This window comes from Actinomyces sp. HMSC065F12 (assembly GCF_001814535.1).
Classification (GTDB): Bacteria; Actinomycetota; Actinomycetes; order Actinomycetales; family Actinomycetaceae; genus Pauljensenia; species Pauljensenia radingae_A.
Window position 1 is genome coordinate 23228 of sequence record NZ_KV816976.1, and the last position, 24350, is coordinate 47577.

The window sequence follows — 24350 nt, forward strand, 5'->3', positions numbered from 1 at the left end:
GAGTGGTCGCGTGCAAGCGACCACTCGGCACACACAACCCTAGTGCGCTGGGATGTGACGAAGCCGCGGGTGAGCGGTAGATTCTATGTGTGAGCTCATCAAATACTGCGCAGTCACCAGTCGAAGAATCCGCAAACACGGCAGCAGCCGTCGACAACCTCGAAGCGCCACATGGTCACGTGGCGTCTCATGCCACCGGGGCACCTAGCGGTGCGCCAGCGCCTTCTTCACCTCGCCCCGTCATCGCTGTGATCGGTGGTGGTCAGCTGGCGCGCATGATGCAGGAAAGTGCCATTGCACTGGGAATCGACCTACATGCGCTGGTTGAAGCTGAGGATAGTGCAACGGGCTCAGTTGTTGTGCATTCAGTGGTGGGGGACCCCTCGGACATCGATGCTGTGCGCACGATCATCAGCGGCGCGGATGTGCTGACGTTCGAGCATGAACACGTTCCGCAGGACATCCTGAAGCAGGTTGGATCCGACATTGCAATCAATCCACCTGCATCGGCTTTGCTGTACGCGCAGGACAAGCTCGCTATGCGTGAACGCCTCACTGACGCCGGGATTCCGTGCCCCCGTTGGGCGAAGGTCACCACACCCGAGGAACTGGCAGCATTTGGCGACGCGGTTGGATGGCCGGTCATCGTGAAGACACCGGTTGGCGGCTATGATGGTCATGGCGTGCGGGTTGTCGGCGATGCTCATGGTGTTGACGATTGGTTCGACGGCGGAGCGCCGCTCCTTGCTGAAGAAAAGGTGTCATTCACGGTGGAGCTGGCCGCCCTCGTCGCCCGAAATCCATCCGGTCAGGTGCGCTCATGGCCAGTTGCTCAGACGATCCAACACAACGGAGTCTGCTCCATTGTGCGGGTGCCTGCACCAGGTATTTCTGCCGAGCTTGCCCGGCAGGCGGAAGATCTTGGGGAGCGTATTGCAGTTGAGCTGGGAGTCACCGGTGTTTTGGCTGTCGAACTCTTTGTTGCTGATGGGGTTGACGGTGCGCGCGTGTTGGTGAACGAGCTTGCCATGCGACCGCACAATTCGGGTCACTGGACGATCGACGGGTCTGTGACCAGTCAGTTTGAACAGCATCTTCGCGCTGTGCTCGACCTGCCGTTGGGGAGCACGCGAATGACGGCGCCTGCCACGGTCATGGTGAACCTACTGGGGTCGAATCGACACGATCCCAGCGCGGGCCTGTCTCAGGCTTTGGCATCGAGTCCGGAAGCAAAGATCCATCTGTACGGCAAGTCGGTGCGACCCGGCCGGAAGCTCGGACATGTCAACGCATCTGCGACTACGGTGGAAGAAGCTCAGGCCGCAGCTCAGGCGGCTGTCGATGCGCTGTTCGGCGAGCCGGAGGAGGAGGACGGCTAGGCCCGTCACACTAGTCGTCATTGACGAGGGCGACGCTCTGCGGCGTGGCACTATGAGATTAAGACAGGGGTATGCCTGATGATGAGGTGGCGGCGCGCTGTGAGTGCGCAAAGCACCAATGAACAACACGAGAGGACACGGAGCACCATGAGCCTACAACCATCAGAGGAATCCACGAGTGGTCGCATGCAAGCGACCACTCGGCGCGGGGAGGGTGGCGACGCGTTTCCTATCGTGACCCCAACCGGTCAGAATCCCCTGGTCGGGGTGGTCATGGGGTCGGATTCAGATTGGCCGACGATGAAACCTGCCGTTGATGCCCTTGCAGAGTTTGGCATCGCCTGTGAGGTCGGTGTCGTTTCTGCGCACCGCATGCCTGAAGACATGGTGAATTACGGCAGGTCAGCGTCCGAGCGAGGTCTGCGTGTCGTCATCGCAGGTGCCGGTGGTGCAGCGCATCTGCCCGGCATGCTCGCAGCGCTCACCGAACTGCCCGTCATCGGTGTTCCGGTACCACTGAAACACTTGGATGGTGTGGACTCCATGCTGTCGATTGTGCAGATGCCTGCTGGCGTGCCGGTCGCCACGGTGTCAATCGGCGGTGCACGAAACGCTGGATTGTTGGCGGTACGTATCCTCAGCGTCGGTACCGACGAGGCTGCTGCCGATCTTCGCGCCCACATGCGAGCTTTCCAGCAGGATCTGCGCGCAGTTGCCATGAACAAAGGAACACGCCTGCGCGATGAACTGGGTAGCCAGAAGCACTAACACCTTTCACTACCGTTGTCGATCCACCAACCAGTACCTGCATCTATCTGGCCCAGCGTTCGGACCGATGCGCGCCGCCCCTCGAATCACACTGAGAGTTCGTCGGACGGTCACGCACCACGTGCGTGACCTGGCATGCAAATCCGTAATACAGTAGTGACATGAGCATTCTTGTATGTGGCGGCGCCGGCTACATCGGCGCACATGTAGTACGGCTTCTCCAGCAGCGCGGTGAACGCGTCATCGTCGTCGACGACTTGTCGTACGGAACAGCTGACCGTATCGGCGACGCGAAACTCATCAAAATCGATTGCGCATCCGATGAAGCTCGCGGCGTTCTGACCAACGCCATGGTCGATGAGGACGTGGACGCAGTAATCCACTTCGCCGCCCGCAAGCAGGTTGGCGAATCGGTGGAGCGCCCCGCCTGGTACTACCAGCAGAACATCGGCGGCCTCGCCAACATGCTTCTGGCGATGCAGGATGCAGGCGTCACCCGCATGATCTTTTCCTCTTCGGCCGCGGTGTATGGCATGCCGCCCGTCGAGGTCGTCCCCGAAGACATCGAGAAGAAACCAATCAACCCGTACGGCGAGACCAAGCTCATCGCCGAGTGGATGATGGCGGACTGTGAACGCGCATGGGACCTGAACTGGATCGGCCTGCGCTACTTCAACGTGGCAGGTGCGGGGTGGAACGACCTGGAAGACCCCGCGACCCTCAACCTGATTCCAATGGTGCTGGATCGCATTTCCAAGGGCGAGTCCGCCAAGATCTTCGGCACGGATTACCCCACGCCGGACGGCACCTGCATCCGCGACTACATCCACGTGCGCGACCTGGCTCAGGCACACATCGCTGCACTTGATGCTCTTGAAGATGGAAAGCCGGAACATCGCGTGTTCAACGTTGGCACTGGGAAAGGCACGTCCGTTCGCGAGATCATAGACGGTTTGCGCGAAGTGTCGGGCTGGGATTTCCCGGTCGAGGAGCTGGATCGCCGCGCCGGCGACCCGCCTCAGCTCATCGGCGATTCGTCCCGTATCCGCAAGGACCTGAACTGGACGCCCGAACTGGATGTCCATGACATCCTCAGCTCCGCCTGGGAAGCGTGGCAGGCCGGCCCTCGTCACTTTGAGGTTCCCGCCAGCAACTAGGAGCCGGCGGACCTTACAGGCTCACGGGTCGCCCTCGTCATTGGTGTTTTCGACAGTGACGAGGGCGGCTTTGTCATGCCGCCTCCAAGGACAGGGGAGCGTGCGCACGCGGTGGCGCTCATTTAGTCTGCAGGTGGCGCGCACCATTGTGTGTCGGCCGACTACAAGGTGGACCGCACTAGCGACCTACCCGTCAAGCTGGTTGAGGTCCCCTGGTGTGATCTGGCCGCGTGCGACTTTGGCGAAGAACTCGGGCGCGGTCGTGTCTCGCAGCAAAACAGCTGAGCCAGATCCGATTTCAAAGCCCATGGATTCGATGGGCGGTGCACCCATGAGTTGGGCGTCACTGGCTGACTTGAATGCCCACACCAATCGGGCAATGTCGGTTGAATATGCGGACTTGTCGGCGGTGAGTGAACTCGCTCCGGCGCGTTCAACCCTCAAGGTGGCTACTGGGTTGAGCAGGACATTGGGGGACAGGGCCGTCCCGATGGTCTTGGTGATGACCTGGCGTTGGCGCTCGGCTCTGCCGATGTCACCGAGCGGATCTGAATAACGCATGCGTGAAAATGCCAACGCGGTGCGACCATCGGCGTCGTGGCATCCGGCCTGCCAGTTCAGCTCGGACAGCTCGTCATTCACGTCCATGTCGAGGCACAAATTGATGCCCCCCAGCGCGTCAACGATTGTTCCCACGCCGCCCATTCCGATTTCGACGTAGTGATCCACGGTGAGTCCGGTAAGCGATTCGACCGTTGCGACCAGCTGGTTGGGACCTCCCAGGGAGTAGGCTGCGTTGAGCTTGATGTCGCCGTAGTCCGGATCCGACACGTACGTGTCGCGAGGCAGTGAAATTGCGGTGGCCTGACTGTTGGGCGCGACGTTGATCAGCAGAATCGAGTCGGCTCGAGCGCCCTCGGTACCGTCAGCGACGGCTCCATCGGCCCGGGAATCTGAACCGACGAGCAGGTATGTGGTGCCAGGAGTGTCCGCGTTCGTGGTGAGTGCGTCAACTCGCCCGAGGTGCTGGTTCGCATCCCAGACGAGGAATGCCGGCCATCCGATGATGAGCACCAGAATGATGACGAGGACGAGTGGCCAGCGCCTGTGACGCCGGCGTCGCGGGCGTGCGCGGTCGCGCGCGGATGAGCTGGAGGGCTCTGAGGAGCCATATGGGCCGGACGAGCCGTACTGTTGCGCTGGATGCGAACGCTCAGGAATCGTCCATTGGCGTGGCGGATGAAAAGCCTGCTGGCGCGGCGTCGCGGGCGTCCCGTCATCGTTGGTGCCAGAGAGCGCAGCGCGTTGAGATTGAAGCTGACGCACCTGGTCGGCCGGCAGGAACGAGGGTGGCTGTTGCCGCTGATTGCGCGGCGTGGTGTGTGATGGCATGCGCCTGGTTGGCTCGGCCGGCTGATTGCGAGCGGAGGATTGCTGTGAGGAATGGGTGCCGGAGCTGTGTGAGGACGCACGGCCCAGGTGGACAGGGCCGCCACGATCTGCACGCGAATGTGAATCAGCGTGGGTAGCGCTGCTTCCTCCGGACTGTTGGACGCGAGAAGAGCTGGATGATGGGTCAGGAGTACCACGGCGAGCATACGGATCACGGAAGGAACGGCGCTGAGGTGTGGCCGCGGGGTTCGGATCTGCGGGAGCATCGGATGTTGTGCGGAGGTGGCTCGCTGCACTGCGGCCTGGCGAGCGCTGCGCATCTGGCGTGCGGCGATGCTCGGAGGTTTTGTGCGCATCATTGGCACGAGGGCGAGACCGACCCGGGTCAGGTGCAAATGACGGGGGATGGTCTGTCACGTCGAATATTCCTTACTCGTTGAGTTCTTCGGCAGTGCGTCGCATGCAATCGAGAATGCAAAGCATCATAGAAGCGAGAGACTTCGCGGCACGCCAATGGGTACCGGTGTCTAATTTACGTTGTATTGGGCTCAAGGTGCTCGTATGCCTGATCGGTGTCTCAAATCCTGTCGCTCAGCGTGGCGCCGAGTGGTCGCTTGCACGCGACCACTCGGCACAACAAAAAAGACGAGGACGCGTGCGAAACGTATCGGCTCGACGTTTAGTGGCCGGTCGGAGGACAACTTGGGGTGCTCTCAGCTGACTCATCTGAGAGATCCTCTGACAGCAGGTCAGGGCCCGGTGCCTCGTTGGTTGCATTACCGCCGTCAATCTCGGTGTTATCAGAGTCGTCGAATGCCCCGGAGCTGTCATCACTGGATTGCCCATCGCCCTCAGGGTAGGGGACTGTGCGCATCACGCCGTTGCCATCGCGGTACTCGCTGCCAGGTGGGTACGGTTCATCGTTGGCAAGAGCATTCCACACCTCAGTGGCGTCGGGCTCAACTGCGACGACCCTGTTGGGGTCGTAGTCATCTGGCGTGTTCGGCATCATGAGAAATTGGATGTTTTCACGGCTGATACTTGCCAGTGACATGAGCAGTCCCGCGTCATCAGTGATGTCGGCGAATTCACTGGACATCTTGAGCGCCGCCAGAGTCTGCTTGAGGAACGACAGCAATGCCGGCATGTCGGTGATGAAGTTCTTGGACAGTAGTGTGTTGAATATGACACCCACGAGTGCTTGCTGGCGGCCGATGCGCTCAAGGTCGGACCCGTCGGAATCTTCCACTCCGTAGCGTACGCGGGCGTAGTCGAGGGCACGACGCCCGTCGAGATGCTGGCATCCTGGATCAAAGTAGATGTTCGAGTCGTCGTTTTCAATGGTTGACGGCACGTCAAACCAGACTCCGCCGAGCGCGTCCACCATATGCGCAAAACCAGCGAAATCGACGACGACGAACCCGTCCAGCTCAAGTCCTGTCAATAACTCGACAGTCGCTTTCGTGCATGCGATCCCGCCGGCGATGTCATCTTTGCCTGCTCCGTCAGCAAAGGCAGAGTTGAACTGGCCATAGTGTTCGTAGGTCTCGTAGCCTTCGGCTGACTGGCATGAGGGGATCGTCGTCATCAGGTCACGCGGAATCGACACCACCTGTACCCTCGAGCGATCCTGCGAGATGTGCACGATCATCGTGGTATCGGAGCGAATGGTGTCGATCTTGTCGGGATCGCCATACGCGTAGTCTGCGTTGAGACGCGAATCAATGCCGGAAACCAGAATGTTCAGTGCTTTGCCGGCGAAAGGGTCCCCTGGTGGTTTCTCTTCGTCGGTCGTGCCACCCTTGTCGAAATCGCTGATATCGATGATGTTTTCGGAGAGTTGGTCACGAAAATCTTTAATCACAAAGAAGCCTGTACAGCCTGCTAACAATACAAGCGAGACCAGCACGCCGAGGACAGCGCGAATCGCGCTGAAGTATCGAACTTCAGTGGCGCTATGTTGCATTGCGCGAAACGCAAGAAATCGTTTGGCTGTACTCATTGAGTGTGATTGTACCGGAAAATCGTTATCCAAACGTTATTGAGACTGTAAGGTTTGTCGTGTCGTTCCCCATGCGTATACGGCCCCTGGCGTGCTAGCGTACGCAGCCCGAGGTCAAAGCGCCGTCGTTGCCCAGATTGACCGCCGATGCTACTTGTCGTCAGCGTCATTGTCGAGGGGGGCGCCGGCATCTTTCGTTTCATCGCCATCTGGCACAGGTTCCGTTGATTCCGTGGTATCGGCAGGGAAAACGCTGTCAGAGGTTGTCCCAGAATATGTATCGTCATCACGATAGTGAGGAAGCGGCGGGTGTGTTGACAGTGCGATAGCGCGAGCTAACTGAGTTAAGCGCTTTTCCGTATCGGCATCGCGCCGATACGTCGTGGCAACCTGCATGAAGAAAGCCAAAACCAACGCGTAGAGCAGGAGGTTGATGCCTCGCTCCACGCCCAGCCATGCGGCCAGACGGTTCAGCAGACCGGGAAAGAGCACCGCGAATGCTGCAAAGACGATCATCAGCAGCATGCCGAGGCGTTTGAGCGCCAGTTGGTTCGGATTGCGTATGGGACGCATGACGAACCATGCCAGCAGCAGCAGCCCCGCCAGCAGGAGTAGCTTGATAAGCCAGTAATTTGTCAACATGTCGCTCACCCCATCAGCAATTCGACGAGGATATTAATGGAGTTCAGCAGTGACTGTCCCTTGGAGCGCGAGTAGTCGGTGTAAATGATCGTGACCGGAAATTCCAGCCACTTCATCTTTGAACGCGCCAGTTGGGCAACGATTTGAGAAGCATGTGCCATACGGTTTTGTGTCAAATGCACGTGTTCGACAGCGTCGCGGCGCAGCATTCGCAGACCGTTGTGCGCATCGGTCAGTTTCATTCCGGTGCGCACGCGAGTCACCAGCGCTGCCGTTTTCAGCACCACACGCTTGAAACTGGAAATATCGACGTGACCTTCAAGGAAGCGGGAGCCGAAGATAATCGGCGTGTCGGTATCGATTGAGGTGCGGCGCATTGCCACTGCGTCTTCGACGCGGTGTTGCCCATCGGCATCAAAGGTGACGGCGTACGTGCCATTCGTACGGGTGAGGAAGTATTCGAATCCAGTTTGTAGCGCTGCGCCCTGACCGAGGTTAATGGGATGCGTCACCACGTGTGCCCCGGCTAGACGCGCCTGTCTGGCGGAATCATCTTTTGACCCGTCGTCCACGCACACAATGTTCGGGAACGTGCGCCGCGCCTGCTGGATCACCTGTCCGACAACTGTGGCCTCGTTATATAAAGGCACAATCAGCCACGTGTCCTCATATCGCTCCATGCTGGCATTATTCCACACCGGTGCGCACGCTCTGCCTGCGCATTGCCGAAGTGTGCGGGTGGTGCCTGTGATCTTGGGCTGTGAGTGCGTATGATTAAGTGGCTACAGTACGTCAGGAGGGTATATGCCCAGAATTGTTGATACTGCCGATGTTGCATCGAGCGCGTCGATAGGCGAGGGCTCGAGCATCTGGCACCTCGCCCAGGTACGCGAAGATGCTCACATCGGTGAAAACTGCATCGTTGGCCGTGGTGCCTATATTGGCGAGGGCGTTCACATGGGGAACAACTGCAAAGTGCAGAACTACGCCCTTGTCTATGAGCCCGCATCCCTTGCCGATGGTGTCTTTATCGGTCCGGCAGCAGTCCTGACCAACGATCACTTCCCCAGGGCCGTCAACCCGGATGGAACCATCAAATCTGCATCTGACTGGGAGCCGGTTGGCGTCACCATCAAGGAAGGCGCCGCAATTGGCGCTCGCAGCGTGTGCGTGGCGCCCGTGACGATCGGCGCATGGGCCACAGTCGCTGCCGGAGCAGTCGTCACGAAGGACGTCCCTGATTTCGCCCTTGTTGCCGGCGTGCCAGCCAGGCGCATTGGGTGGGTCGGCCGCTCGGGTGCACGCCTTGAACCAGTGGATCGACATGACATTGACGAAGGCGCCCGCAGCGCTCTCGAATCGGTGAACGAGGGGCAGACACTGTACCGCTGCCCCCTGACCGGTGACGTGTACTACGAAGAACAATCAAGTGATGGACAGACAACGTTGAAAGAGGTTTCTCACTAATGGAACGTGCATTTATTCCGCCTGCAAAGCCACTGATCGGTGACGACGAGCGTCAGGCTGTTGACGACGTGCTCGCAACCGGAATGGTTGTTCAGGGCCCTCAGGTCAAGGCTTTCGAAGAAGAATTCTCTGAGCAGGTTGTCGCAGGCGTGAACTGCGTGGCCGTCAACTCCGGCACATCAGCTCAGCACGTCGCCACTCTGGCGTCGCAGCTTCCTGAAGATGCTGAAGTGATCGTGCCGTCCTTCACCTTCGCTGCCACCGGCAACTCCGTTGCCATCGCCGGAGCCAACCCTGTGTTCGCTGATATTGACGTCAATACGTTCACTTTGGATCCGGCCAGCGTTGAAGCTGCAATCACTGATAAGACCGTGGCCATCGAGGTCGTGCACCTGTACGGCCTGCCGGCCAACATGCCCGCCATCCTTGAGATCGCCAAGAAGCACAATCTGCAGGTCTTCGAAGACTGCGCTCAGGCACACGCCGCGTCGATCAACGGCAAGCCGGTGGGTACGTTCGGCAGTTGGGGATCCTTCTCCTTCTACCCGACGAAGAACATGACGTCCCTTGAGGGCGGCATGGCCACCACCGCTGACGATGAGCTTGCTCGCCGCTGCCGCCTGATCCGTAACCAGGGCATGGAAAAGCAGTACGCCAATGAGTTGGTCGGTCTGAACAACCGTATGACTGATGTGGCTGCTGCTGTTGGTCGCACACAGCTGAAGAAACTCGCAGGCTGGACGAAGACCCGCAAGGAGAACGCTGCAAAGCTCAGCGAGGGTCTCGCCTCTGTGGACGGAGTGGTCACCCCGACCGTGCCGGAAGGCTACTCACACGTCTACCACCAGTACACAATCCGTCTGGAAGGCGCGACCGGCGAGGAACGTGATGCCTTCCGCGACGCACTGAAAGACCAATGGCAGGTCGGCTCCGGCGTGTACTACCCGATCCCGAATCACCGCCTGCAGTCCCTGGCACCCTACGCTGAGGGTCTTGAACTGCCGAACACGGAAAAGGCTGCCCGCGAGGTTGTCTCCCTGCCGGTTCACCCCTCCCTGTCGGCTGAAGACCTGAATCGCATCGTTGAGGCCGTGTCCGCATGCGCCAAGGCTGGAGCGTGAGTCGCATGACATCATCAGCACCCGAGCGGCATCGCATCGAAAAAGGACAGCCTATTCGCGTAGGTGTCCTCGGCATCGGTTCGATGGGACGTCACCACGTGCGCAATGCACGCTCAACCGAAGGGTTCGAACTGGTCGGCATTGCCGATCCCAGCGGTGACCGCTTCGGCGTTGCCGGTGACATGCCTGTTCTTCCAGACGTTGATGCTCTGATCGAAACCGGGATTGACGCCGCCATTGTTGCTGTCCCCACCATTTTCCACGAGGAAGCGGCTCTCAAACTGGCTGAAGCTGAGGTTCACACACTGGTTGAAAAACCGCTTGCCGCAAGTGTCGAGGCCGGACAGCGTCTGGCTGACGCGTTCAACGCAGCAGGACTTGTCGGCGCTGTTGGCTACGTGGAGCGTTGCAACCCGGCGATCATGGAGATGCGTCGCCGCGTTCAGGACGGCCAGCTCGGTCAGGTCTACCAGATCGTCACGCGTCGCCAGTCCCCATTCCCTGCACGCATTTCAGACGTGGGCGTTGTCAAGGATCTGGCCACTCACGACGTGGATCTGGCCGCATGGGTCGCCGGCTCCACCTATGCCGAACTATTCGCACAGACCGCGTACCGGTCGGGGCGTGAACACGAGGACATGGTCACGGTGTCGGGTCGTTTCGCCAACGGAGTGCTGGTCAACCACCTGGTCAACTGGCTCACTCCGTACAAGGACCGCACCACGATCGTCACCGGCGAGCATGGCGCGCTGGTCGCCAACACCGTGATGGGGGATCTGACCTTCTTCGAAAACGGCCAGATGCCTGTCCAGTGGGATCAGATCGCCGCATTCCGCGGAGTGTCCGAAGGCACCATGACGCGCTACGCCTTGACCAAGCGTGAGCCGATCGCCGTGGAGCAGGAGCACTTCCGCGACGCCATCTGGGGCGTTGGCGATGAGCACGTCACGATGAATGACGGCCTTGCTGCGCTGCGCGTAGTCGAAGCAATCCTGAAGTCCGCTTCATCCAATGAGGTCGTGCACTTCGATAACTGAATACTGACGCACTTGTCAGGTCGCCCCTCATCAAGGTGACCGCCGGACGCCCTCGTTCATTCCATACGGATTGGCGAGGGCGTTCATGCGCCCAGAACCTCACCAACTTTCCTGCTGAATGCGGGAGCCATTGTCTTCGCATAGTCGAGCGTGACGTGATTGTCGTCAAGGTAGACGGAAATGTTTCCAATGAGGGTCGGGCACACCTGATCGAAACAGAAAGCCTGATCCGTCATGTCAATCTGCGTGAAGTCAAGGCTGGAGCTGAGCTGGTCGGTCGGATCAGCGTCAGGGAAATACGCAGCGCGCTCCAACAGGCATCCGCCGTACGTCCCGTCGGTTGGATTGGAATCAGAGCAGTCAAACAGGTTCTGCTCTGAGCGCAGATTGTCGCGCACACCGACCACCGGGATCCCACGCTCATTCAGGTAGGTGACGAGGTCTTCCAGACCGCTGACCAGGCTTTCATCAGGGGAATCAGGAGAAGCGGCCGTACTGACCAGCATCACCGCATCGAAGTCGTGCATGTCCATGTAGTCCAGCAGATTCTGGTTGCGTTCCTGACAGGTCCCCTCGTAGCTGTCCGGCATTCCCCACGAGCACCCGCCCTGCAGGACGGCAGTCGCATTCCATTGTGCCGCGTCCAGGAACATGCTGACCTGCGTCAGAATCATCTGTTCAGCGTGAGAATCTCCGGCAATCAGAATGTGGCCTTCGGAGTGCTGGTCATCTGCCGCATAGGTTCGGCACGACCCGTCGTCAGTGTTGAACAGGCGTTGTCCATCCGCGTCACACGGATTGGAATACGAGGCCCACTGCTTGTCCAAGGCAAACGGGCTGGGCAGCGGATCCTCGTCAAAAACAACCGGCTGCATGTTGCCGTCAGTGGTCGCATCGCTGTCAGATGCGGAGTATGTGCTCTCACTGCTCGTGTCGAAAATCGTGGCACCGGGGTGAGTTTCGGAGACCACGTTATTCTGCAGATCCGTGAGGTTCATCAGGTCGTCCTGAGCTTTGACATGCAGAGTCCAGTACGTGGCGGCCAGAGGCACAGCTCCAGCCAGAACGCTTGCCAACGCCACGATCGCCTTGTTGCGGGTACGTGCATTGACCCAGCGACCCTTACGCGCCGGATCATCGACCGCACGGGTCAGAACTACTGCGACAACGATGGACACTGCGATGGCAAGCAGTCCCTCGACCACCGTGAGTCGGTGCTGGCCGAGGGCAGCCAGGGTGAGCGTGAAAATGGGCCAGTGAACCAGATATACGGCGTAGGAAATGTCGCCCAGATTCGGCAGCGGCCGCGTGGACAGAAATGCTGCGGCTGAGCGAGGCGATTTGCTGGGGAAGAGAAGGATTGTGGAAACCGCGAGCATGGGGACTGCGGCCATGGGACCTGGATAGGTGCCGATGCTCACCAGGCTGTAGATCAGCAGGACGACCAGACCCACCCATGACATCAGGCGGCCCCAGGGGCGCAGGTGACGGAGCCATGGCGCTGCGGCTGCGATTGCTGAGCCGAGGGAGAACTCCCAGATTCGTGCACGTGTATCGAAATAAATGCTCGCGTCATCTGGGGCCGCTGTCAGGAGCCACATCAGTGACGCAACGGTCAGCAGCGTGAATGCAGCGCAGACGACAGGGCGAATCAGGTGCCGCTTCCTGCGTGCCAGCAGAACACACAACGTCATGAGGAATGGCCAGAGCAGGAACACCTGGCCCTGCATTGACATGGACCACAGGTGCTGCAGGGGGCTGGCAAGCCCGGAGTCATTGGCGTAGTAGTCGGCGGCAACCGACACCAGGCGCCAGTTCTGCCAGTAGGTCACTGACGCGAATCCCTGGATGGTCTGTTCGACCCACCGTGAGCGCGGAAGAATGATGAAGGAGGCAATAACGGTGGCGAAGACAGTGACGACGAGGGGCGGAAGAAGGCGCTTGAATGTGTTGGCCCAGCGCTCCAGGAAAAACGGCATGCGTCCGGCTTCTGAACGACGCACGAATGACGACGTCATCAGGTAAGCGGAAATCATGATGAATGCGTCAACACCGATGGGGAGCCGATGCGCCATGCGTGGTAGAGAAGCACCTGCACCATGCAGATCGCCCGCAGACCCTGGATATCGAAGCGACGGGGAGACGCTTTGATGGGCTGCGCGGCTACAAGAGGAGGCGTTGAAGGGCCTTGTGGGCGCTCGCGGCTCAATGTCGAACGCGGGTGTGCTTCAACATTGACAATTATCGAAGCTATCACGGGGTAGATCAGAAAGCGTATCGTCATGCGGCTTGGAAAGCGCGAAAGTGATGTGACATTTGGCTGTCCTTTATGTGGGGGACTTGCCCTGAGTGACCTGAAGAACCGCCAATATGTGCATATTAGAATGCTATGAGCACGTTGATGATATGAGGTGGAATGATAAAAATCGCTCGTTATTTCAGTGCCGCTGTTTTCCTTTCTCTTGCGGCTGCGAGTATGCCCGTCGCCGCTCTCGCAACGGATAGCGACTACGTGGAAGACGACCAGACGGCAGGAAGCCAAGGAACATCGACCGAAGAAGACAGGTCGACATCTTCTTCTGAGGATCCAGCACATACTGGTGCGGTAGAAGGAGCTCCTGAGGAGGCTGGGAATACTGGCCAAGCTGATGAGTGGAAAGATCCTGAAGGCAGCGGGCTTGAAGAAGAGACCAGTGCTCGCGAAGAAGATTCCTCTCAACCGCAAGATCCACCTGACGACTTTTCGCCCCAGACTTCTGTGAGATCACATGACGGCGGCATCGTGTCCGTCCAGTCAACAGAAGTCATCGGCAACGGCTGGACTGTCGGGGACATATACAACGCCGGGAATTTTGACGCCAGCGGAAGCGGCGACCTGTTTCTTGTCACGGGTGACGGAACGCTGTGGCTGTATCCGCGTTCCTCTCCCACAACCTTTCAACCACGTCAACGTGTCGGCCAAGGATGGTCAACACTGCCGCATGTGATGGCTGGCATCGACTTTGACGGTGATGGCCACACAGATGTCCTGGGCGTTCACCCCAATGGGGCGCTTGTTTTGTACCCGGGGTCGGGATCAGGATCCTTCAAGGCATCCAGACAGGTTGGACAGGGTTGGGCTATTTTTGATCGGTTGATTGCGATTCAGCGTGGTCCAGGTGGCAATGCAGCAATTCTCGCTTTCAGAGATAACCAGATGAGCGTATACGGAACAGATGGTAAAGGAAAGTGGAAAGCGCCTCGTCCCGGGAGTTTCCCGAATCATCATTGCACGCCATTCCCGGCGAGCGATCTTTTCGACACGGGTCATTCATCGATTATTTGCCTGTCATCAGATGGTGATGTTAATTTGCATGCGACGACCGATGGACTGGCTTATTCGTCGTACGCTTCGTTGAAAACCTCTTTCGAGGCACCTGTTTTCGCCCAGTCCAACGGTTATGCGGGCGGTGGTGAGGGGAGTATCGATATTGCCGATGCTCGCGGCCTTCTTTATTCTGTGAAGGTTGCAGGCTTGAGTGGATCAAGTGATTCGGAGCCGTCGCATCCAGCACCTGAACCTCCTGGACCTGACGACGTGTGGTACGACATTAGCTTGTCGACCCACGAAATGATCGGAGTGGGCTGGCCGCAGTCAAGGGTGTATTCGATGGGCGATTTTGATGGGAATGGCCATGCAGATTTCGCTTTGGTTAATTCGAATGGTCAGCTGACTTTCTATCCCATGAACTCATCTACTCGCTTTGGCAGTCCGCGCGTTATTGGTCAGGGGTGGAATGCAGTTCGAGACATTTACACAGGAATTGACTTTAATGGGGACAATCGCAGCGATATATTAGCCCGCATGCCAGATGGAAGGCTGCGACTGTATCCTGGCGATGCACGCGGTGGATTCCTTGCGCCGTACTACGTTGGTCAGGGGTGGGGCAGCTTCGCGAAAGTTTGGTTGCTACGCAATGGGCCGAATCACCACCCGGCTATCTACGCATTGGACTCTGATCAAAGTCTCATGCTCTATTCGACAAATGGCCAAGGAACGTTCCTGCCGCCACGCAACCTCGGAAAAGTCGATGACCTGCTCTCTCATGCTTTTTCTGCAGATGACTGGAATAGCTCGGGTCGTTCAGATCTCATCTCCCGTGATGACAATGGTCACCTGTACGTTCTTCAGCAGAGCCAGAGCGGGCGCTTCGAACCACCACGACTCATAGGGTGGGGATGGCAGAGTATGTCGCCACTTCTTGTTGGAAATACCTCGCATTCTTCCAAGGAGCTTGTTGCTGTGGACACGCGAGGGATCCTGCACCTGTACTCTTTCACCTACAGAGGAACTAACCGCTCCTTCAGGAGTATTCCCTTACCGAAACCGACGTATGCTCATCGGGTACAGGAAACCGATCAGTGGCTCACGCATCCCATTTCGTGGCAGGGACAACCTGACGGATCAACGTGCGGGCCGACGTCGATGTACATGGTTCTCAATTACCTGGGTTACCAGCAATCTCGCTATGCGACGCACAGCTTATCGATTTGGAATCTCGCATCTTCAAGCTACGCGGCAGTAGGAAGTGGTGCCTCAGGGGGAACATCGTGGGAACACCACCGGTTATCTGTCGGCCTGAACCGATGGATGGGAACTCAGTCCTACCGACAGACAACATTCCCCAGTGGGTGGGATTTCAGAAGCAAGGTTCTCGACAGTTTTCAGACAGGGCGCCCGGTTCTGGTGGACACGATTGAGAGTTATGGAGGCCCCCACTATAACGGTCACACTGGGACCAGTTCGCACATCATTGTTGCGTATCGCTACCACAAATCAAATGCGACAGTGGGGTTTGTTGATCCGGGAGGGCCTGGATCTGCCATTACCGGATATAGCGCGCAGCGTTACTTTGATTACTTTGACGCTAACCGTTTTGCGGAGAATTTCCTCGGCAATTATGGCGGCGGCGGCCATGGAATGGTGTATTGATGCGCCGTACCCGTCTGCAGTTTGTAGCTGGAGCACTAACGTGTGCTGCGATGTCGGGGCTGTGCGCATGTACAAGTTCCTTTACAGGGAGTATCCAGAGCGACCATGGCCAATCGGGCGCGCCTGAGGAGAATACCGGTGTGGCTCAGCAAAGCGAGCCGCAATCCCTGCCCGCAGCAGGAGGTCTGCGGGATCCCAGCACGTGTGAACGACAGGCGCGTGAACCCGCTGATATTTCTCGTGCAGTGCTGGCTGTCTTAGGCGAACCGATCTCGACGGAATCTGTCATTATTGATACGACCTCGCAAGCAGTTGCCCCCTTCCGAAGCACGACTGTCGGGTCGACTATTGACAGCGGATCTCCACTGCAAATGATCGGCATGGGCGAAAGGGGTGAAGCTCTGGCGGTTGCGCAGGAACTGCCGCGTGCTGAACATTCCAGTCCGACTCATGTAGGAATCATTGAAGGCAAGAAGTTTTATCCATTTGTGTCGACGAAACTGCTGCCGGAGCAACCGCCTACCGCGCTCACGCCGGCTCCTCTTGCAGGGACAATCGCACATGGCCACGCGATATGGACCGAACAGCTTTTCGACGGGACGCCGTCCAACGCGTGGTCCATGGCGTGGCGTGTGATGGGAGCGCCGCTGACGGGTCAGAAGATGGCGACCGAATTGCTCTCATCATGGGCGCTGACTGGTCAGAGCAGTCTTCCCGTCGCCTCCGGATGGGTTCCACCTGCTTTCGATGGCACATATGCGTATGTACCAGCTGTGCTCCCGGCCGATGGACAGGACAATGCATATGAGGAACAAATCCTCCAGGTCGCTTTGAACAATCCTGGAACTGTCATCTCGCGCGAACAGGGGCGTTTGCCCGCTGCCATTGGTACAGACGTGGGATGGATTCGTGACACGACCGGGAACGGACCAGAGTCAGAATCTGACGTATTCACCCTTCACTGGGCGAAGCCGAGCCGACACGATATTGAAATTCAGACAGGTGACTTTTTCAAAGTACAGTGGCTTGCGGGCGACGAACACTTTATTGTGATAGTTTTCCAGGATCAATGCTCCGCGCGTTCTTGGCTGGGGCGCTTCGATCGTGAAAAGGATGCTTTCACGGGGTGGGTCTATCAAAAGTCCGATGGAATTGCGTTATCGTTGAACGATTCAGTCGCAGTATGGGGCAATGGGTCAGGAAATGTCGGCTCTGAAATGTATCGATGGGACCTGATGACCGATAGTATTACCGCCCTGGGCGCTAACGAGGGATTTTCTGTTCCCTTCAGCGGAGGCCATTTGATGACAGCGATTCCTTCATTTGGAAAAGAATCGGGCGCGCCGCTAGTCCAATGGGCTCTTGAAAAGCCCATTGACTGAATGGTCGGTTGCTGAAAGCACTTCCGTTTTCAAACGGCCTCGGCTCAGAATGCCTTAGGTGAAAGGTGAGAATCGCCCCACCTACGAAGCCTCCTTTCCAGAGGTTTTTCGATCAATAAGTGGAGTCCGCCGGCCGCAGCAAGCGCGATGATGAATACGACGCACCACACAGGGATAGTCCACACTCCCCACGGAATGAGTCCAGTGAAGTTCTTGAAGGAATAGAGGACAGTAGCGTGGACGAGGTAAAAAGCATACGACCATTCACCGCCTGTCACGAGGAACCGGTGCCTCAGGGGTGAATAGTGCCCTTCGATGTCCGCCGATGCGCAGATACCAATCATTACGGTGTAGGCGAGTGCCAGGATGACGGGAGTGAAAGTCCTTAAGGAGCTGATGAAAGGGCCTGATTGGTCGTGATATCGCGAATTCAGGAGCCAGTAAAAGGCGATGACGCCAGAAATCATGACGTAGGTAGACCACGCAGGAAGATGAAAGCGTACGCCGGCGCGCAAAAGATGAGCGAGCGCCATCCCGAGAAAGAATTCCCAGAGTCTTTCCAACGGAGGAGAAATCATAACTCCTGAAGCACGAAGCAGGCACATGACAACGCCTACCCCAACGGCACTCGTCAACAGGGCAGAGGAAGCTTTCTTTTTCATCGTTCTGCTCGGATTCACCAAGGGGTGAAGGAAATAGAAGAATGCTTCACACGAAAGAGTCCAAGCCGCGGGATTTCCTGAAAACAGTACCGCAGGCTGGGTGGAAAACCCCTGGAGCAAGATGATTGACAGTGCAATGACTGGAAGTGAGAACTGCTTGACCCAGGACTGATCATCAGGCGGTGTGAAAAAAGAATAGAAAACGAAAAGACAGGGTATCAGTGCCACGAGATGGGCCGGCCATATCCTGGCGAATCTTCTCCACCAGAATTGTCGAATGCCCGTTGACGGCGTGGCTGACCAAGTGAGGACGAAACCGGAAAGAACGAAGAAAAATGAAACACCCGTATATCCCACGTTCAGGAGCGACTGATGCCGAAGGGGTGCCAGATTCGCCATATGGTATGCGAAGACGCCAAATGCTGCCCACCATCGTAAGCCGGTCAGGGAATCAAGGCGTTTATGCATCGGCAATTCCTTATGACTGAGAATAGGAAGCGAGATCTATTGGTCGGCTGGCGGAAGTAGATTCTCATGCCCACACCACCCTTTTTCCACGAATTCCTTTGCCCATAGCCCGACTTGCTTTTTCCCGCACAGATATGCGTGGAGCTGCTGTAGGCGTGAAAGACTTGAATAAGCTTCGAAAGCCATAGGATGGTTCATCATAATGCGGACTGAACGATACTTGGCAATAAAGTTGTCGGCACGCGTAGCTTTTGCTACGGCTTGTAGGGGGCGCTTTATGGCGGGTGTCAGTCGGATGGGTGCCTGATGAAATAGCCGTGCGTCACGGCCGGTTGCTTCCTGATAAAGATGGGAGGTAAATCTTGAATACCATTCGCGGGTAAGAGTCAGGTGCGATCCGCCCTTTAGCCATAGCATCCAAAATTCATGGTCCAGCATCGGCAGTGCCCACGAATAGCCAAAGAACTCGTACGTCGACATTGAATTATTGATATATTTAGCCTGTCTTTCCCTGAGGTTGAACCATTCGATAAGCTCTTGTGTCGCTCGGGGATTATTTCTGGAACCAATTTCTAAAGCTGCTCGTTGAAGTTCTGCTTGCCAAACCGGATCGCGGCCAATGGCATGATAGCAGCCTTGAAGATTAGCGTGGTGTTTAGTTATTGCGGCCAAGATCTCTTTGTACGAATGCCCTTTTTCGCAAAGATTTTCGTCGTGCATATTGCCGACAATCGTATGGCCAGGCAGGAAAACAGCATCGTCCTCGACGAGCTTGTTTTCTTTAATAACACTAAGTGGATACCAATCTTGAATGTGTGGGAGTGATGTTCCTTTCCAGGTTTTTCTGAGAAAGTGCTCGAAATCAGATCCTGTCACAGCTTTGTGGACTTTTGAAGTATCAAGGGGGACCACAAACCAGTCAATTCCTAATTCATTTGCAACCAGATGCGAGATGTTGACTTCATCGCTGTCATCTTTTCCGTACGTAAATGCGATCACATTTTCGACATGTTTCAACCGTAGGTAGGATGCGAGAAGCCGTGAGTCGAGCCCTCCGGATAGAGGAATGACAAGTTGCCTTTCCCCGACGACGTCGAGGAGGCGCCCTATGCTGCTATCGAGCGCATGCTTGAATAAGTCACTAAATTCTTCAGCATCGGTAACACTGTCTGGAGAGAAGGCATATCGCGTGTAAAGGCGAGACTCTTTCTCCCCATCTTTCTTAAGGATGACGTAGTGGGCGGCCTCAGTTGAACAAATGCTTTCTGCGAGAGTGTAAGGGCCGATACAAAAGCCTGTACTCTCAAATATCCGAGCCTGTTGGTCATTCCGCTCAAGTGATTTCAATGTGCGAGTAGCCTCGAAGTCGTCGGTAACTAACCACGTTCCGTTAACAAATGCATAGGCAAGCGGATGGGAACGAATCCGGTCACTGGCTATAATCGGGTTTTCCTCTCGCTCATCGACGATGGTCCAGTGGCCAGGAAGTTTCGCCAAAATGTCTTCATTTACGCCACTGGATAACATCTGCATGATGAGCTGCGTATCGCTGGACATTGACCAGACGTGGAGCCTGCCTGAAGAGTCTGTGACCCACCGGGGGGATGTCAGTTTGAGATCGAAAAACTTCATTAAACGCTCCCTTCGACGAGCGAATGTGGAAGAGCAGGAATCGCAGTCAACATCATACAGAAGAGAACCACAAGTACTGCTTCAGTTCTGTGTGACGGGACCTAAACTGGTTAGACAATATAGAGTATTGTCTTGCTAGACTCGCGGACTTGCCAGTGAGATATGCAGGAGGACAGTTCATGCTGGAGATACCAGGCGACGCAGTTTTTGCTTACTCAATTACCCAGGAGCCTGATGAAGCTTTTGCCCAGTCGGAAGAGCTCGCTGGTTCTCTATTTCTCAATACAACCGAGAAGACTGAGAGCAGAGAATTCACAAATGCGGAAGGGTCCTCACAGGCTGTTGTTATTGGTTTTTGTGTTGATGCGCATGGTGAGCGATCCCGTGACGAAATACCGCAGATGATTCTCGAGGCTGCAGCCGAGTCGGGAATCAAGTACGCATATGAGCTGTGTAACCGTCTCGCAGGCAAATACGTCGTCTACTTAAGTGTTGATGGCGTAGAGGTAGTCTGGGGGGACGCGACATGCAGTATGTCCGTCTTCTATACTCACGAGGATCCCGTGGTGGCCTGTGGTGTGTCAGAGAATCTGGTAGGTGCTTATGTGAGCAACCGTTCGGATTCTCAGATGGTGAAGATTACAACGAATGCTCCTGATGGTCAGCCCCTTCCGAACAATGTGACCAGCTTTGACCATGTCAGAATTCTTCTCCCGAATCATATACTTTATGTTCGTCAACAATATGCCGAACGTGTGTGGAGGACCCCGGGTCTGGTCAGACGGACAGCTCTCGATGAGGTCGTAGTGAAAACGCTTCTTCTTATGAAGAATATATATCGAGAATATAATAGGTATTATGACTTGCTGTGTCCGTTAACTGCTGGATATGACAGTAGGATTAATTTTGCCTTTATGAAGGAACTGGGTGATAACCCGGCAACATTCACCTTCCGCCATCCTTCATTCACGGATGAAACGCCGGATTTGAAGATTTCTCATGTAATATCTGAATATTATGGCGTGCCGCACTCTATAGTTATGGACTCCCGTATGGAGGAATCTGAAAAGAGCTATTATAAAAGACTCGTCGGTAGAGATGCAACTGATTATTCGCTTAATCTAGCGCTTACCATTAGAAAAACATTCGGTAATAGAGCGATTCTCAACGGGAATATAATCGACCAAATAGGTAAAAGTGTTACGGGTAATAACGTTCCCGATAGACTCGCTTCGCCATCCTTTGTTCGTTCCCGTATTTACAATAGTGGCAAACCAGCCTTGCAGATACTCGGACTCTATCTTAGGGACGTGAGGCAAAATTGTGGAAATGATGTGTTTGATGTTTTAGCCTGGGAACAGGACTGCTGTAGATGGGGTACTCAAAGTGATATTACCTATGGCATGTGTGGTGTGAACATGCTTACACTGTCAAACTGTCGAGAACTTATCTTGGAATGGATCAAGATCCCGCGAAAGCAACGCGTCCGCAAGGAGCTCCATAAATCGCTCTTCCAGCAGCTAGACCCGAAGCTTCTTTCTTTCGGCTTCACACCCGAGTCTAATATCAAGAGAATAGTGAGGCTCAATTGGCCAATATTCTATCTCAGTTGTTATGGGTACGGTTGGTACGTTTCAAGACACTCACGTTAGAAGAACTTAGGACGGTGAAATGCCGGTGAAAACGAGAGAATCTTCTATCTGAGGAGGTGAAAGAATTGCGGGGGATCTGGCATCGACTACATGAAAAGCTGCTGCGCGAGAAGAATCGTAGTCCAGTGGTATCTGCGATCTTGACTCTGATGACGGGAACCATGATCTCCCAGATCGTCATTTTTATATTTCAAATTTTTATCAATCGAATTTATACTGACTACGAAAAAGGGCTTTTCGGAATATATGGAACCATTACCTCCTTCGTTATCGCCGTAGCAGCGTTGAGATTTGATGTTACCCAGATGTTGCCCAAATCAGATACTGTTGCTCGTGTTTTGAAAAAGATTGCAACTCGTTCGATAGTGGTCTCCTCTTTTTTGACTTCACTATTTTGTATTATATTTTCGAAGTTTCTTGAAGATAGGTATCATCAATCCCAGGAATTATCGAAATGGCTAATGATTTCCGGTTTGACTGTCTTCTTGGTGGCAGAGATAACGAATATTCAGTACTGGTTGACGCGAAAAGAGAGATTCGGAGCTCTTGCTTCCAACCAGGTTCTTCAGTCGACAAGTATTGTCTTCTTTCAACTTATAATGGGACTGTTGTGGAAGGGAGGTCTGGTCGGTCTTATAACGGGAACGATCATGGGTCAGTTGGTCGGGTTTGTCGCAATAAAGATCCGCACTCCAGAGCTCCGTGGACCCATACCGGATAATGCGCCTTCGATGCTTTCGCTAATGAGGCGCTATAGAAAGATGCCCTTGTTAAACGGTCCAAACGTACTTGTAGACTCGGTTCGCAATATGGGGATTAATTTGTTGATTGGTTCAGTGGCCGTCGCCGCTCTTGGCCAATTTCAACTAGCGTGGGCCATTATGCAAGTTCCCGTTGGACTTATCGCAGGCTCAGTTTCGCAGGTATTTCTCAAGAAGCTTGCAGTTGTTGAACATGGGAAGATGTCAGGTCTTGTACGTTTTACTTTGATTCGAGCAGCGTTTGCTGCAATTGGGCCATTTGCTTTGCTATTCGTTCTGGCACCATGGCTATTTCCATTCGTTTTTGGCGCCCAGTGGGATCAGGCTGGCTATTTTGCTCAAGCACTTACACCATGGCTGTATATGACGGTCCTGACTTCTCCCATATCGAACATATTTGTCGTTACCGAAAATCAACGTCGAATGCTGATTTTTGCTGTTTTGTACTGTGTTGTTCCTTTATTGTGGTTGTGGTTCTCGCCGCTGGCTTTGCTCCCGACCGTATTTGCTCTTGGCGGGCTTATGGCACTAATGCTGGGTGTGATGCTGTTGCTAGCGTGGAAATGCGCCGTGGATTTTGACAGGAAGCCGCCTGCTTGTGAATCTTCTATCTCGTAGGTCTAAGACATATGCCTGCGGAAGCAGTCGAGACTGTCACGGTAGAATTTGCCTGATGAAGTGGCAAACGTCGTTTCGCTGAATCGCTCGCGTGCCCGTTTGCGGATTCGTTCTGGCTCAAAAATGCGTGGATTGCCGTAGAGGGCATCACAGGCGACAAACTGCATTGCTTGTGCAAGCTCGCTTTCATCGTCTATCGAAACGGTTACGCCTTCCGAAGGCCCTATCATGTATTGTCCTCCCCACGTTCGGGTTCCGATGCAGGGCAGGCCTACCATCTGCGCCTCTGCGAACACTGCGCCGGCTGATTCGACAGCGCTCGCAAGCACAAACGCATGTGTGTGTGACAGCAGATTGAAGATTTCATTTCTGGGCCGAGAGCCGAGGAAGTCAACCGCATCCGCGACGCCGAGATCTGTGCAATACGCTTTGAGGCGAGCTATTTCTCCTGATACTCCTCCTCCTATTACTACAAGTCGTGTATGCGGAATGGTGTTGCGTAGCCGGGCGAAAGCTCGGATAGTGAGTTTTGGACGTTTGTTGTCGCCAAGATGTGAGACATGGCTGAAAATAAAGTCACTTCTGGAGACATAGGAAGGTATGGGAACGCTCTGGGCGTCATTAGGAACAGGCAAAGTGATGACTGTCCAAGGAGATGTGGAATAATACGATTCAAGCTTTTTTGCAAAGAGTGGAGACACGGTGGCGCGTCCCTGGGCTGCTCTGACAAGGCGCATAATTTCGCGGGTACGCGGTGAGTTATGTGCTCGTTTTATTGACGAAGGTCGGTGCTCGGTGAGGCAATAAGGAATACACCAACGTCTTGACGCAGCAGCAGCGAGATAAATTCCTGGGTAAACTGAATGGGCGTGCGCGATTGCTGGTCTACCGCAATGGGCCTCATACAGTTGAAAAGCCTTTTTCGCTTGAAGTGCAATCACGGAGAATTCACCGGGCAGCTTTTCTGAGGGGATATTTCTGACGGAACCGCGGACAACGCCAATCCCCTCCTCGATAGTGAAATTGAGTGGCTCGGCCGCTTTCCAGGGTTGCTGGGACGTGAGTGCGATGATACCAACTGTGAAGCCGGCTTTTTTCAGCATCTGGGCCTGTTCGCGGAAGAAAGTTCCATTCAAAGGAGAACTGGCACTCGGATACCACGATGGGAGAAGGAGCACATGAGGTGAAAACGATAACGAGCTGACTGAGGACCCTGTCATCTTTTGAGCATAGAGGAT

18 protein-coding genes are annotated in these 24350 nt (G+C 55.5%); 10 read left to right on the forward strand and 8 right to left on the reverse strand.

The window, feature by feature from the left end:
- Positions 1 to 179 precede the first annotated feature (179 nt).
- The 3 genes from HMPREF2975_RS05310 to galE all read left to right on the forward strand — a co-directional run bounded on the left by HMPREF2975_RS05310 (position 180) and on the right by galE (position 3304).
- Positions 180 to 1379, forward strand: a complete 1200-nt coding sequence (locus HMPREF2975_RS05310; protein ID WP_083314445.1) for a 5-(carboxyamino)imidazole ribonucleotide synthase — start codon at positions 180 to 182, stop codon at positions 1377 to 1379.
- A gap of 186 nt (positions 1380 to 1565) precedes the next feature.
- Positions 1566 to 2147, forward strand: coding sequence for a 5-(carboxyamino)imidazole ribonucleotide mutase (purE, locus tag HMPREF2975_RS05315; protein ID WP_070726297.1), 582 nt, complete (start codon positions 1566 to 1568; stop codon positions 2145 to 2147).
- A gap of 161 nt (positions 2148 to 2308) precedes the next feature.
- Positions 2309 to 3304: a UDP-glucose 4-epimerase GalE gene (galE, locus tag HMPREF2975_RS05320; protein WP_070726300.1), complete on the forward strand. Its 996-nt coding sequence runs from the start codon at positions 2309 to 2311 to the stop codon at positions 3302 to 3304.
- A gap of 186 nt (positions 3305 to 3490) precedes the next feature.
- Here galE and HMPREF2975_RS05325 read toward each other — a convergent pair whose 3' ends face one another.
- The 4 genes from HMPREF2975_RS05325 to HMPREF2975_RS05340 all read right to left on the reverse strand — a co-directional run bounded on the left by HMPREF2975_RS05325 (position 3491) and on the right by HMPREF2975_RS05340 (position 8020).
- Positions 3491 to 5113: an LCP family protein gene (locus HMPREF2975_RS05325; RefSeq protein WP_227469272.1), complete on the reverse strand. Its 1623-nt coding sequence runs from the start codon at positions 5111 to 5113 to the stop codon at positions 3491 to 3493.
- 262 nt (positions 5114 to 5375) lie between these two features.
- On the reverse strand, positions 5376 to 6560 hold the full coding sequence (locus HMPREF2975_RS05330) for an LCP family protein (RefSeq protein ID WP_157886375.1): 1185 nt from the start codon (positions 6558 to 6560) through the stop codon (positions 5376 to 5378).
- A gap of 288 nt (positions 6561 to 6848) precedes the next feature.
- Positions 6849 to 7340, reverse strand: coding sequence for a DUF2304 domain-containing protein (locus HMPREF2975_RS05335; protein ID WP_070726307.1), 492 nt, complete (start codon positions 7338 to 7340; stop codon positions 6849 to 6851).
- Positions 7341 to 7345: 5 nt separating this feature from the next.
- On the reverse strand, positions 7346 to 8020 hold the full coding sequence (locus HMPREF2975_RS05340) for a glycosyltransferase family 2 protein (protein ID WP_070726309.1): 675 nt from the start codon (positions 8018 to 8020) through the stop codon (positions 7346 to 7348).
- Between the two features lie 124 nt (positions 8021 to 8144).
- Here HMPREF2975_RS05340 and HMPREF2975_RS05345 point away from each other — a divergent pair, with 124 nt between their 5' ends.
- From HMPREF2975_RS05345 to HMPREF2975_RS05355, 3 genes are read left to right on the forward strand one after another with little or no spacing between them, the layout of a single operon-like run.
- On the forward strand, positions 8145 to 8807 hold the full coding sequence (locus HMPREF2975_RS05345; RefSeq protein WP_070726312.1) for an acyltransferase: 663 nt from the start codon (positions 8145 to 8147) through the stop codon (positions 8805 to 8807).
- The gene (locus HMPREF2975_RS05350; RefSeq protein ID WP_070726315.1) at positions 8807 to 9928 is read left to right on the forward strand and encodes a DegT/DnrJ/EryC1/StrS family aminotransferase; all 1122 of its coding nucleotides are present in this window, start codon (positions 8807 to 8809) and stop codon (positions 9926 to 9928) included. The genes HMPREF2975_RS05345 and HMPREF2975_RS05350 overlap by 1 nt, the downstream gene beginning before the upstream one ends.
- A gap of 5 nt (positions 9929 to 9933) precedes the next feature.
- Positions 9934 to 10965 (forward strand): Gfo/Idh/MocA family protein, encoded by a 1032-nt coding sequence (locus tag HMPREF2975_RS05355; RefSeq protein ID WP_058237054.1) that lies wholly within the window; start codon positions 9934 to 9936, stop codon positions 10963 to 10965.
- Between the two features lie 83 nt (positions 10966 to 11048).
- On the opposite strand, the gene HMPREF2975_RS05360 is transcribed toward HMPREF2975_RS05355, so the two are convergent.
- Complete coding sequence (locus HMPREF2975_RS05360) at positions 11049 to 13040, reverse strand: acyltransferase family protein (protein WP_070726318.1); 1992 nt, start codon at positions 13038 to 13040, stop codon at positions 11049 to 11051.
- Between the two features lie 341 nt (positions 13041 to 13381).
- On the opposite strand from HMPREF2975_RS05360, the gene HMPREF2975_RS05365 reads away from it, so the two are divergent.
- Together HMPREF2975_RS05365 and HMPREF2975_RS05370 are read left to right on the forward strand one after the other, a co-directional pair.
- Positions 13382 to 15937, forward strand: a complete 2556-nt coding sequence (locus HMPREF2975_RS05365; protein WP_070726320.1) for an FG-GAP-like repeat-containing protein — start codon at positions 13382 to 13384, stop codon at positions 15935 to 15937.
- A 140-nt stretch (positions 15938 to 16077) separates the two neighbouring features.
- Entirely contained in the window at positions 16078 to 17319 is a 1242-nt protein-coding gene (locus tag HMPREF2975_RS05370; RefSeq protein ID WP_070726324.1) for a hypothetical protein, read from the forward strand.
- A 44-nt stretch (positions 17320 to 17363) separates the two neighbouring features.
- Here the strand turns inward: HMPREF2975_RS05370 and HMPREF2975_RS05375 are convergent, their stop codons facing one another.
- Positions 17364 to 18449, reverse strand: a complete 1086-nt coding sequence (locus HMPREF2975_RS05375; RefSeq protein WP_070726327.1) for an acyltransferase family protein — start codon at positions 18447 to 18449, stop codon at positions 17364 to 17366.
- 36 nt (positions 18450 to 18485) lie between these two features.
- Positions 18486 to 20081, reverse strand: coding sequence for an asparagine synthase-related protein (locus tag HMPREF2975_RS05380; protein WP_092648726.1), 1596 nt, complete (start codon positions 20079 to 20081; stop codon positions 18486 to 18488).
- Between the two features lie 179 nt (positions 20082 to 20260).
- Between HMPREF2975_RS05380 and HMPREF2975_RS05385 the strand changes: the two genes are divergently transcribed.
- Both HMPREF2975_RS05385 and HMPREF2975_RS05390 read left to right on the forward strand, forming a co-directional pair.
- Positions 20261 to 21733 (forward strand): hypothetical protein, encoded by a 1473-nt coding sequence (locus HMPREF2975_RS05385; protein ID WP_070726329.1) that lies wholly within the window; start codon positions 20261 to 20263, stop codon positions 21731 to 21733.
- Positions 21734 to 21789: 56 nt separating this feature from the next.
- Positions 21790 to 23112 (forward strand): lipopolysaccharide biosynthesis protein, encoded by a 1323-nt coding sequence (locus HMPREF2975_RS05390; protein ID WP_227469273.1) that lies wholly within the window; start codon positions 21790 to 21792, stop codon positions 23110 to 23112.
- Between the two features lie 2 nt (positions 23113 to 23114).
- Here the strand turns inward: HMPREF2975_RS05390 and HMPREF2975_RS11980 are convergent, their stop codons facing one another.
- Positions 23115 to 24332: a glycosyltransferase gene (locus tag HMPREF2975_RS11980; RefSeq protein ID WP_082628555.1), complete on the reverse strand. Its 1218-nt coding sequence runs from the start codon at positions 24330 to 24332 to the stop codon at positions 23115 to 23117.
- Positions 24333 to 24350: the final 18 nt, after the last annotated feature.